The following is an 11,672-nucleotide window of genomic DNA, read 5'->3' as shown; positions in this document are numbered from 1 at the left end:
GCGCCGTTCCAGCAACAAGCGCCGCGCCGGCCGGCCCCGGTGCGCGAGGATTATTCCCGGGCACCCGCGCCGGAAAAGCGCGAGACCGTGGCCGAGCGCAATGTCGTGGTGCTCGGCGACGCGATGGCCGACTGGCTCGCTTACGGCCTGGAGCAGGCCTACACCGAGCAGCCCGAAATGGGCGTGATCCGCAAGCACAAGACCGTCTCGGGCCTGCTGCGCTATCAGCCCAAGGGCGAGCCGTCCGACTGGACCGGCGCCGCCAAGGAGATTCTGGCCGGCGAGAATCCCGACGCGATCGTGGTGATGCTCGGCCTCAACGATCGTATGCCGATCACCGAGACCGCCGCCGACACGAAGAAGGACGCCGAGGTCAAGCCCGACGTAACAAAGCCCGACGCCGCCAAGCCGGACGAGAAGCCCGCCGACAACGCCGCAGCCGACGATGACGAGGACGACGACGGCGCGCCGCAGATCATGGCGCCGGAGAAATCCAAGCGCGGCAGTGGCGTGGCGCAGTTCCGCGACGCGCGCTGGGCCGAGCTTTACAGCAAGAAGCTCGACGAGATGATCGCCGTGCTGAAGACCAAGGGCGTGCCGGTGCTGTGGGTCGGCCTGCCCGCCGTGCGCGGCACCAAATCGACCTCCGACGCGCAGTTCCTCAACGCGCTGTATCGCGACGCCGCCGCCAAGGCGGGGATCACGTATGTCGACGTCTGGGACGGCTTCGTCGATGAAGGCGGCCGCTACATGCTGCAGGGTCCGGACTTCGAAGGTCAGACTCGCCGGCTGCGTTCTTACGACGGCGTGTATTTCACCAAGGCCGGCGCCCGCAAGCTGGCGCATTATGTCGAGCGCGAGATCGCGCGGCTGCTCGCCGCCCGCTCCGGCCCGATCGCTCTGCCCACCGAACCGGCCACGCCGGATACCACGCCCGCCAAGCCGGAAGGTCCGCCGCCGCGCCCGATCGCCGGACCGATCGTGCCGCTGGTCGCCTCCGCGGTCTCGACCGACAAGCTGCTCGGCGGTCCGGGCGCGTCGCCGGTGCCGGTCGATGCGCTGGTCTCCCGCACGCTGTTGAAGGGCGAGCCGCTGGCCGCGCCGGCTGGCCGCGCCGACGACTACGCCTGGCCGCGCCGCGAGATCGTGGTCGAGAAGGCGCAGGAGCCGCCGCCGCCCAAGGAGCCGCCGAAGAGCGCGGTGCCAATGGCGAGCAACAGCCCGAGCGGCGGTGCGCCGTCGCGCGATGGCGGCCCGCAGCAGCAGGCTCAGCAGCAGCAGCGCCGCGTCGTCCGCGCCGCGCCGCCTCCGCCGCCACCCGCAGCCTCCGGCTTCTTCGGCTTCGCCCCGGCGCAGCAGCAGCCCCAGGTCCGCCGCGCCCCGCCGCCGACCGCATCGGGATTCTTCTCGATCTTCCGGTGAAGGTGACGCTCTCGGCCGAACGCGTGACCTGTTAGTCCACATCTGCCGCGCGCCGTCACGCTCGGCCCTCATGGTGAGGAGCCCGGCGAAGCCGGGCGTCTCGAACCATGAGGCGGCACGGACTCACAACTCGCGGCGCATCCTTCGAGACGCCCGGCTGCGCTCTGCGAGCTTCGCCGGGCTCCTCAGGATGAGGTCGCGATGCGTTGAAGCGCTGCGCGCTGCTACAAAATCAACCCGCCGTCCACCGCCAGCGTCTGGCCGAGCACGTAGCTCGACAGCGGCGAGGCGAGGAACAGCGCGACGCCGGCCATGTCTTCCGGGGTGCCGAGGCGCTTCATCGGGATGCCCTCGATGGCGCCGGCGAGCCGCTTCGGGTTGTCGGTCGTCACCTTGGTCATCTTGGTATCGACCAGGCCCGGCGCGATGCCGTTGACGCGGATGCCGTCTTCGGCCCAGGCCTGCGCCAGCGTGCGAGTCAGACCATAGGCGCCGGTCTTCGACGCGTTGTAGGCCGGGTTGCCCTTGGTGGCGTGGAACGCCGCGGTCGACGACACGATGATCAGCTTGCCGCCCGACGCCTTCAGCTGCGGATGGAATTTCGTCGCGCAGGCCATCAGGCTCATCAGATTGACTTCGAGCACGTGGCGGAAGCCGTCCATTTCGAACTCGCCGCGGCGATAGATCACCGCGCCCTGCGCCAGGATCAGCACGTCGAGCCGGTCGATCGGCGGCGCGAACGCCTCGACCGCCTGCGGCTTGCCGACGTCGAGCTGCACGTAAGTGAGCCCGTCGAAGTGACTGCCGTCCGCCGCCGCGTAGTCGTTCTGCGACGCCCGCGTCCCGGTGACGCACACCTTGGCGCCGTGGGCCGCAAATGCCTGCGCGATGCCGTTGCCGATGCCGCTCGAGCCACCGACGATCAGAACCTGCTTGCCGCCAAAATCGAGTTCGTTCACCGCGAACCTCCCGTGTTGTCGTTGCCGCGGCTCTTGTGCCGGCCGCGTTTGACCTGTGTGTCGATCGATGCCAGCCTTGTCAATCGGAGCCGGGCCGCGCGACGCGCCCGAGTAATTCCGCAACAAGAAACAACCGGAGGAAACCGATGTCGTACAAACCCCTCAGCCGTTCGGTCAAAGGCCTGCGCGTACTTGTCACCGGGGCCGCGAGCGGCATGGGCCGCGCCACCGCGCATGTGTTCGCCGACGAAGGCGCGCGCGTCGCCGTCACCGACGTCAAGCTCGACGGCGCGCAGCCGGTCGCCGACGCGATCAAGGCGCGCGGCGGCGACGCGACTGCGTTCGCGCTCGACGTCGGCAATGCAGAGGCGATCAAGAGTGGCGTCGAACAGATCGCGCAGACGCTCGGCGGGCTCGACATCGTCATCAACAACGCCGGCATCTCGGCGGCGCTGCCGATCGACGACGCCAACTACGAGGCGGTGTGGGAGCGCGCGCTCAACATCCTGCTCACCGCGCATCCGCGCGTCATCCGCGCCGCGCTGCCGTATTTGCGCAGGTCGCAAAGCCCGCGCATCGTCAACATTGCCTCGACCGAAGCGCTCGGCGCCACCGCGCCGCACAGCCCGTACTCGGCCGCCAAAGCCGGCGTCACCGGCCTGACGCGTTCTCTCGCCGTCGAGCTCGGCCCCGAAGGCATCACCGTCAACTGCATCTGCCCCGGCCCGATCACCACCGGCATGACCGACCGCATCAGCGCCGAGCACAAACAGAAATACGCAAGACGCCGCACCGCCCTCCACCGCTACGGCGACCCGGAAGAAGTCGCGCATATGACGTTGAGCCTGTGCCTGCCAGCGGCGTCGTTCATCACCGGCGCGGTGATCCCGGTCGACGGCGGCTTGATGGCCAGGAACGCGTGAGGATCGCATGATCCTCTCGTCGGTCATTCCGGGGCGCGCATAGCGCGAACCCGGAATCCATACGCCGCAGCATCAGCGACGCGGCGAAGCCGTAGTCATACACGTTACGACGTAACCACGAGTCCAGGGGCTATGGATTCCGGGCTCACGCGCTCCGCGCGTGCCCCGGAATGACTCGCGGAGAGTTTGTACCTCATAGCGTCAGCCCACCCCGAGCCGTCATCCCCGCGCATGCGGGGATCCAGTATCCCAGAGCACCCGCGTCGGGGCACAACATCACAGCGACGCTCTGGGATACTGGGTCGTCCGATCAAGTCGGACGATGACGACACGGGACGTGGCGAGCGCTTCTGTCACCAGGAGGGTTGAACGCGGCAAGGCCTACTTAACGGCACGGCCGTCATTGCCGGGCTTGACCCGGCAATCCATCCTTCGAGACGCGCCGCTTTGCCGCGCTCCTCAGGATGACGCAGTGCGTTGAGGGATCATGGCGCGCTTCGCGCGCGATGGATGCGCGGGTCAAGCCCGCGCATGACGGCTGAGGACGGAGCGAGCGTCGTGCACTCGCTCGCGGCCGAAAGCCGTGCCGTCGCCTACCTCGGCAGCGTCGTACTTCCCATCAAAAACCGATCGATCGCCTGCGCCGCGAGCCGCCCGTCCCTGATCGCCCAGACCACCAGTGACTGGCCGCGGCGCATGTCGCCGGCGGCGAAGACTTTGTCGATCGAGGTGGTGAAGCGGTCGAGGTCGGCTTTGACGTTGCCGCGCGGGTCGAGGGTGACGCCGAGCTGGGTGAGGAGGCCGTCCTTGACCGGCGAGACGAAGCCCATCGCCAGCAGCACGAGGTCGGCTTCGATGACGAATTCGGTGCCGGGGATCGGCTTGAAAGCGCCGTCGACGCGGACGCAGTTAAGCTTGGTGACCTTGCCGCCCTCGCCTTCGAACGACACGGTGTTGACGGCGAAGTCGCGCGCGGCGCCTTCGGCCTGGCTCGACGAGGTGCGCATCTTCATCGGCCAGTTCGGCCAGGTCAGACCCTTGTCTTCCTTCTCGGGCGGCGCCGGCATGATTTCGATCTGGGTCACGGACGTCGCGCCCTGACGGATCGAAGTGCCGATGCAGTCCGAGCCGGTGTCGCCGCCGCCGATCACCACCACGCGCTTGCCGGTGGCGAGGATCTCAGGCTTGTCGCCGAGCGGCTCGCCGGAGACGCGGCGATTCTGCTGGGTGAGGAAGTCCATCGCGAAGTGCACGCCGGCAAGGTCGCGGCCCGGGATCGCGAGGTCGCGCGGATACTCCGCGCCGCCGGTCAGCGCGACGGCATCGTACTGCTTCAGCAGCTCGGCCGGATCGACCGCGCCGGGCGCAGTGCCGCCGACCGGGCTGTTGTAGTGGAAGGTGACGCCTTCGCCCTCCATCTGCGCGACGCGGCGGTCGATCAGATGCTTCTCCATCTTGAAGTCGGGGATGCCGTAGCGCAGCAGGCCGCCGGCCTTGGCGAGCTTTTCATAGACGTGGACGTCGTGACCGGCGCGCGCCAGCTGCTGCGCGGCGGCGAGGCCGGCTGGGCCGGCGCCGATGATGGCGACGCTCTGGCCGGTCTTGATCGACGCGACTTCCGGCTTGACCCAGCCGTTCTCGAAGGCGCGATCCACAATGGCGCATTCGATGGTTTTGATCGTGACCGGGTTGTCGTCGATGTTCAGCGTGCAGGACGCTTCGCACGGCGCCGGACAGATGCGGCCGGTGAACTCCGGGAAGTTATTCGTGGAGTGCAGGTTGCGCGCGGCTTCCTGCCAGTTGTCGTTGTAGACGAGGTCGTTCCAGTCCGGGATCTGGTTGTTGACCGGACAGCCGGGCGTGCCCGGATGCGCCGAGCCGGTACCGTGGCAATACGGAATGCCGCAGTTCATGCAGCGCGCGGCCTGGTCGCGCAGGTCTTTGTCGCTAAGCGGGACGACGAACTCGTTGTAGTTCTTCACCCGCTCCGCCACCGGCGCATATGCGCGGTCGTGACGCTCGATTTCCAGAAATCCCGTGACCTTGCCCATCAGACTACCAACGCCCCTGAATTCTTTATCCGGTCGTCATCCTGAGAGCCTGTCCCGGACTTGATCCGGGATCCTCGCCCGAAGGGCGAGCCTCGAAGGATGAATGTTCTGCTGTGTCCTGTTGCTGTCACCCTTCGAGGCCCGCGCGTTGCGCGGGCACCTCAGGGTGACGGCTTCGCTTGTAACTACGCCCCGATGGCGATCTTCGGCTCCTCGGCGGCGCGCGATTTCAGCTCGCGCAACGCGCGGCGATACTCGACCGGCATCACCTTGCGGAACTTCGGCAGCCAGTCTTTCCAGTTCGCCAGGATCTCGGCGGCGCGCTTCGATCCGGCGTATTTGGCGTGGCGCGAGATCAAGACGTGCAGCCGCTCGACGTCGCTGCCGAGCAGGTCCGCAAACACGTCGACCCGGCCGTGCGCTTCGAGATCGCCCGACTGGTGATAGGTGCCTTCGTTGATCATCTCTTCCGACAGCACCGGCTCGAGCTCGACCATCGCCATGTTGCACAGCTTGGCGAAGCTGCCGTCCTCGTCCAGCACATAGGCGACGCCGCCCGACATGCCGGCCGCGAAGTTGCGCCCGGTCTTGCCGAGCACCACGACGATGCCGCCGGTCATGTATTCGCAGCAATGATCGCCGGCGCCTTCGACCACCGCGACCGCGCCGGAGTTACGCACCGCGAAGCGCTCGCCGGCGACGCCGCGGAAGTAGCACTCGCCTTCGATGGCACCGTACATCACGGTGTTGCCGACGATGATCGACTGCTCGGGCACGATGCCGGAGATCGCCGGCGGCCGGACGATGATCTTGCCGCCCGACAGGCCCTTGCCGACATAGTCGTTGCCTTCGCCTTCGAGATCGAAGGTGATGCCGCGCGCCAGCCAGGCGCCGAACGCCTGACCCGCAGTGCCCTTGAGGTGCACCTGGATGGTGTCGTGCGGCAGGCCGTTGTGGCCGTAATGCTTGGCCACTACGCCGGACAGCATCGCGCCGGCGGAGCGATTGGTGTTGTTGATCTCGGCCTCGAACTTCACCGGCGCGCCGCGGTCGATCGCCGGCTGCGCCTTGGCGATCAGTTCGCGGTCCAGCACCTTCTCGAGGTGATGGTCCTGCGTCTCCGAGTGATAGATCGTCTGACCCTTCTCGGCCTTCTGCTTGTAGAACAGCTTGGAGAAGTCGAGACCCTTGGCCTTCCAGTGCGCCACTAGCGCCTGCTGGTCGAGCATCTGCGACTGACCGACCATCTCGTTGAAGCTGCGATAGCCCAGCGCGGCCATCAGCTCGCGCACTTCCTCGGCGACGAAGAAGAAGTAGTTGATGACGTGCTCGGGCTGGCCGGTGAAGCGCTTGCGCAGCACCGGGTCCTGCGTCGCGACGCCGACCGGGCAGGTGTTTAGATGGCATTTGCGCATCATGATGCAGCCGGCCGCGATCAGCGGCGCGGTGGCGAAGCCGAACTCGTCGGCGCCGAGCAGGGCGCCGATCACGACGTCACGGCCGGTGCGGAAGCCGCCGTCGACCTGGACGACGATGCGCGAGCGCAGCCGCTCCCGCACCAGCGTCTGGTGCGTCTCGGCAAGGCCGATTTCCCAGGGCGAGCCGGCGTGCTTGATCGAGGTCAGCGGCGAAGCGCCGGTGCCGCCCTCGAAGCCCGCGATGGTGACGTGGTCGGCGCGCGCCTTGGCGACGCCGGCCGCGACCGTGCCGACGCCGATTTCCGACACCAGCTTGACCGACACCGCGCTCGACGGATTGACGTTCTTGAGATCGTAGATCAGCTGCGCCAGATCTTCGATCGAATAGATGTCGTGATGCGGCGGCGGCGAGATCAGGCCGACACCCGGGGTCGAGTGACGCACCGCTGCGATGGTGGCGTCGACCTTGTGGCCGGGCAGCTGGCCGCCTTCGCCGGGCTTGGCGCCCTGCGCCATCTTGATCTGCATCATGTCGGAGTTGGCGAGATACTCCGTGGTGACGCCGAACCGGCCCGAGGCGACCTGCTTGATCGCCGAGCGCATCGAGTCGCCGTTGGCCATCGGCTTGAAGCGATCGGCTTCCTCGCCGCCCTCGCCGGTGTTCGACTTGCCGCCGATCCGGTTCATGGCGATCGCCAGCGTGGTGTGCGCCTCGCGCGAGATCGAGCCGAAGCTCATCGCGCCGGTCGAGAACCGCTTGACGATCTCGGCCGCCGACTCGACTTCCTCGAGCGGCACGGGCTTGCGGCCCTCGGCCTCGGCGGTCTTGATCTTGAACAGGCCGCGCAGCGTCAGCAGACGCTCCTGCTGCTCGTTGAGAATGCGGGCGAACGCCCGGTAGCGCTCCTGCGAATTGCCGCGCACGGCGTGCTGCAGCGTCGCCACCGACTCGGCGGTCCAGGCATGGTCTTCGCCGCGCGACCGGAAGGCGTATTCGCCGCCGACGTCGAGCGCGCTCTTGTAGACCAGCGCTTCGCCGAACGCGTCGTGATGACGGCGCACGGTTTCCTCGGCGATCTGCGCGAGGCCGACGCCTTCGATCTGCGAATGCGTGCCGGCGAAGTACTTGGCGATGAAGTCGTTGCGCAGGCCGACGGCGTCGAAGATCTGCGCGCCGCAATACGACTGGTAGGTCGAGATGCCCATCTTGGACATCACCTTCAAGAGGCCCTTGCCGATCGACTTGATGTAGCGCTTGACGATCTCGTAGTCGTCGAGCTTGGCCGGCAGCTTGTCCTTGAGCGAGATGATGGTCTCGAACGCCAGATACGGGTTGATGGCTTCGGCGCCGTAGCCCGCGAGGCAAGCGAAGTGATGCACTTCGCGCGGCTCGCCCGACTCGACGACGAGGCCGACCGAGGTGCGCAGCCCGACACGGATCAGGTGATGATGCACCGACGCACAGGCGAGCAGTGACGGGATCGGAATCCGGTCGCTGCCGACCGCCCGGTCGCTCAGGATGATGATGTTGACGCCGTCGCGCACCGCGGATTCGGCGCGGGCGTTGAGTTCGTCCAGCACCTGCTCCATGCCGGCCGCGCCGAGCCCGGCGTGGAAGGTGGTGTCGAGGGTGCGCGACTTGAAATGCGAGTCGCCGACCTCGGAGATCGAGCGGATCTTTTCCAGGTCGCCGTCGGTGAGGATCGGCTGGCGCACTTCGAGCCGCTTGTGGCCGGCGGCGCCGAGCGTATCGAACAGGTTCGGCCGCGGGCCGATGATCGACACCAGGCTCATCACCAGCTCCTCGCGGATCGGATCGATCGGCGGGTTGGTGACCTGGGCGAAGTTCTGCTTGAAGTAGGTGAACAGCGGCTTCGGCTTGTCCGACAGCGCCGACAGCGGGGTGTCGTTGCCCATCGAGCCGGAGGCTTCCTCGCCGGTCGACGCCATCGGCGTCAGCAGGATCGAGATGTCCTCTTGCGTATAGCCGAACGCCTGCTGCCGATCGAGCAGCGGCAGGTTGGAGCGCTGGCCCTTGACCGGCGCGTCCGGCAGTTCTTCGAGCACGATCTGGGTGCGATGCAGCCAGTCCGCATAAGGCTGGCTGGCGGCGAGCTGGGCCTTGATCTCGTCGTCCGGAATCAGCCGGCCCTGCTCGAGATCGACCAGCAGCATCTTGCCCGGCTGCAGCCGCCACTTGGTGACGATCTGATCCTCCGGGATCTTCAGCACGCCCATTTCGGACGCCATCACGATGCGGTCGTCCTTGGTGACGAGGTAGCGCGCCGGACGCAGGCCGTTGCGGTCCAGCGTCGCGCCGATCTGACGGCCGTCGGTGAAGGCGAGCGCGGCGGGGCCGTCCCACGGCTCCATCAGCGCGGCGTGATATTCGTAGAAGGCGCGGCGCTGCTCGTCCATCAGCGGGTTGCCGGCCCACGCTTCCGGAATCATCATCATCACCGCGTGCGGAAGCGAGTAGCCGCCGCGCACCAGGAATTCGAGCGCGTTGTCGAAGCAGGCGGTATCCGACTGGCCTTCATAAGAAATGGGCCACAGCCGGCTGATGTCCTTGCCGTACAGCTTGGAGTGCACCGAGGCCTGACGCGCCGCCATCCAGTTGACGTTGCCGCGCAGCGTGTTGATCTCGCCGTTGTGCGCGACCATGCGGTACGGATGCGCCAGCGACCAGGTCGGGAAGGTGTTGGTCGAGAACCGCTGATGCACCAGCGCCAGCGCGGATTCGAAATCCGGCTCGGCGAGGTCCGGGTAGTACTTGCCGAGCTGGTCGGCAAGGAACATGCCCTTGTAGATCACGGTCCGGCACGACAGCGACACCGGATAGTAACCGGCGAGGCCGCGCTCGCGGCGCTGATAGATCGCGTTGGAGATCGACTTGCGCAGCACGTAGAGCTGGCGCTCGAATTCGTCCTCGGACTTGGTCAGCGGACCGCGGCCGATGAACACCTGCATGTTGGCGGGCTCGGTCGGCTTCACGGTCTCGCCCAGCGACGAGTTGTCGGTCGGCACTTCGCGCCAGCCCAGCAGCGTCAGGCCCTCGGCCTTGATCTGGTCGGCGACGATGCTCTTGATCACCTTCCGCCACGACGAGTCGCGCGGCATGAACAGCGCGCCGACGGCGTATTCGCCCGGCGCCGGCAGCGAGAAGCCGAGCTCGGCGGCCTTGCGGCTGAAGAAGGCGTGCGGGATCTGCACCAGAATACCTGCGCCGTCGCCGGCGCGCGGATCGGCGCCGACCGCGCCGCGGTGCTCGAGGTTGCACAGGATGCGGATCGCGTCCGACACGATCTGATGCGACTTGACGCCCTTGATGTTGGCGATGAAGCCGACGCCGCAGGCGTCCTTTTCGCGCGACAGGTCGTACATACCTTCGGCTTCGGGACGCCAAGTGTGTTCGCGCGCAGGCGTTTTCACAGCCGGATCCGCCGTCAGCGCATTGGCAACCATGTTCTCGCGCTCAACCTCAGACCCGCTCATTTTCGTCCTCATTCATCCTGGCAAGGATTCGTCCAGCAGCGGCACACTTCGGGCGTCCGCGGCACCCTCCGGGCCACCGCTCGCCGCCGCGAGCCACGATTTTTAGTATTCAGACCCCGGTGTCCATATCGCCCAATGGACAAGGCAGGAGTCTCACGCGGCGTCAGACGCCGCTGTTTACGCTGCAAGGCCCGTGCTGGGCTACCACCGTAATTGAGACAGTGTTGCTGTCCTAGCAAGACCTTGTCAAATTTTTGTCTAGCACACAAGCGCGCGGGAGTCCTGCTTTGGAAGCGTTCGAACCTGATTTCGTGCCCCGGTTTTACGCCGAAAGCGCCCCGATCCGGCCCAAGCGAGGCCCAATTCCCCGCCGAGGCTCCGCCGCGTCCGCAGAGGCCCCCACAACAACGGCCCGCGGACCTCACAGGGGAGCCAAAGCATGCATGTCATCGGGTGGATGATCTCGGGATGGACCGTCGCAACCGGCCTGTTGGCCGCAACCGCCGCAAGTGCGCAACCCCTCCCACACCCCTCCCGCGCACCGGTCGTAACGCAGGTGTCGGATATCGATGAGCCTTATGCGGCGCTCCCTCCGCCGCGCTTCCGCCGCGAGCTTCCGGGCGACGGCTATGTGCCGGAGGTGCTGTCGCCGCGCGAGGTCGCCGACATGGCGCGGGACGCCGGCTTCGAGCCGCTCGGCGTGCCGTATCAGCGCGGGCTGGTCTATACGATGTCGGCGCTCAATCCGGACGGCGACGACGGCCGGCTGGTGGTCGATGCCCGCAGCGGCCGGATCCTGCGCTTCATGCCGGCCTGGCAGATGGGCGACGCGATGGAGACCGTGACGGTCGCCAGCTATGGCCGGATCCAGGGCCTGCCGCGCTTCATCGAACACAATCCGCCACGACCGCCGCGCGCGGTCGGCCGGCTCGCCAGCCGCACCCCGACGACGCCGTTGCCGCGACCGTCGCCCCAGCAATCCACCAAGGGCCCCTCGCCCGCGGCTGCCAGCAATGCCGCAACCGCAGTCTCTCCGGCGAAGGACACCACCAAGCCGGCGACCGACGCGGCCAAGATCGAGCCGGGCACGAACGAGCCGGCCAAGGTCGATACCGCACCGAAGCAGGAAGCCGCGGTCACTCAAAAACCCACCGCCGCTCCGCCGCCAGTTCCGACCGAAGCCAAACCCGCTCCGGCCGGCCCGACGGTCCAACCGACCGAGCCAATGCCGCCGGTGCAGGGGCTGGAGTAAGTCGCAGGAGCCGCGCTATCGGCGGGTCATGGACTCCAAACTGAAAACCGTCATTGCGAGGAGCACCCGGATCGGCGCATCGCGCCGTCCGAGTACAGGCTCCGCGACGAAGCAAACCAGTTAAGTTAACGAAGCTGGATTGCATCGCATCG

At 67.1% G+C, this 11,672-nt stretch carries 6 protein-coding genes; 3 read left to right on the top strand and 3 right to left on the bottom strand.

Annotated features, from left to right (window positions below):
• Window positions 1-1,422 (top strand): GDSL-type esterase/lipase family protein (locus tag ACOJTD_RS14350; RefSeq protein WP_420133574.1); only part of this gene is annotated, 1,422 nt, incomplete at its 5' end.
• A gap of 224 nt (window positions 1,423-1,646) precedes the next feature.
• On the opposite strand, the gene ACOJTD_RS14345 is transcribed toward ACOJTD_RS14350, so the two are convergent.
• Window positions 1,647-2,381: an SDR family NAD(P)-dependent oxidoreductase gene (locus ACOJTD_RS14345; protein WP_420133573.1), complete on the bottom strand. Its 735-nt coding sequence runs from the start codon at window positions 2,379-2,381 to the stop codon at window positions 1,647-1,649.
• Between the two features lie 146 nt (window positions 2,382-2,527).
• On the opposite strand from ACOJTD_RS14345, the gene ACOJTD_RS14340 reads away from it, so the two are divergent.
• The gene (locus ACOJTD_RS14340; RefSeq protein ID WP_420133572.1) at window positions 2,528-3,304 is read left to right on the top strand and encodes an SDR family NAD(P)-dependent oxidoreductase; all 777 of its coding nucleotides are present in this window, start codon (window positions 2,528-2,530) and stop codon (window positions 3,302-3,304) included.
• A gap of 593 nt (window positions 3,305-3,897) precedes the next feature.
• On the opposite strand, the gene ACOJTD_RS14335 is transcribed toward ACOJTD_RS14340, so the two are convergent.
• Window positions 3,898-5,355 carry a glutamate synthase subunit beta gene (locus tag ACOJTD_RS14335; RefSeq protein WP_420133571.1) on the bottom strand — a complete coding sequence of 486 codons (1,458 nt, stop codon included), beginning with the start codon at window positions 5,353-5,355 and terminating at the stop codon, window positions 3,898-3,900.
• A 185-nt stretch (window positions 5,356-5,540) separates the two neighbouring features.
• On the bottom strand, window positions 5,541-10,268 hold the full coding sequence (gene gltB, locus ACOJTD_RS14330; protein WP_420133570.1) for a glutamate synthase large subunit: 4,728 nt from the start codon (window positions 10,266-10,268) through the stop codon (window positions 5,541-5,543).
• A gap of 556 nt (window positions 10,269-10,824) precedes the next feature.
• Here gltB and ACOJTD_RS14325 point away from each other — a divergent pair.
• The gene (locus ACOJTD_RS14325; RefSeq protein WP_420133569.1) at window positions 10,825-11,520 is read left to right on the top strand and encodes a hypothetical protein; all 696 of its coding nucleotides are present in this window, start codon (window positions 10,825-10,827) and stop codon (window positions 11,518-11,520) included.
• Window positions 11,521-11,672 lie beyond the last annotated feature (152 nt).

The organism is Rhodopseudomonas sp., from assembly GCF_048594845.1.
GTDB lineage: Bacteria > Pseudomonadota > Alphaproteobacteria > Rhizobiales > Xanthobacteraceae > Rhodopseudomonas.
This window is presented reverse-complemented; position numbering and strand designations above follow the sequence as displayed.

Excerpts from the sequence above, each read along its gene's own strand:
- ACOJTD_RS14340 (WP_420133572.1), top strand. The coding sequence starts at position 2,528 with ATGTCGTACAAACCCCTCAGCCGTTCGGTCAAAGGCCTGCGCGTACTT.
- ACOJTD_RS14335 (WP_420133571.1), bottom strand. The coding sequence starts at position 5,355 with ATGGGCAAGGTCACGGGATTTCTGGAAATCGAGCGTCACGACCGCGCA.
- gltB (WP_420133570.1), bottom strand. The coding sequence starts at position 10,268 with ATGAGCGGGTCTGAGGTTGAGCGCGAGAACATGGTTGCCAATGCGCTG.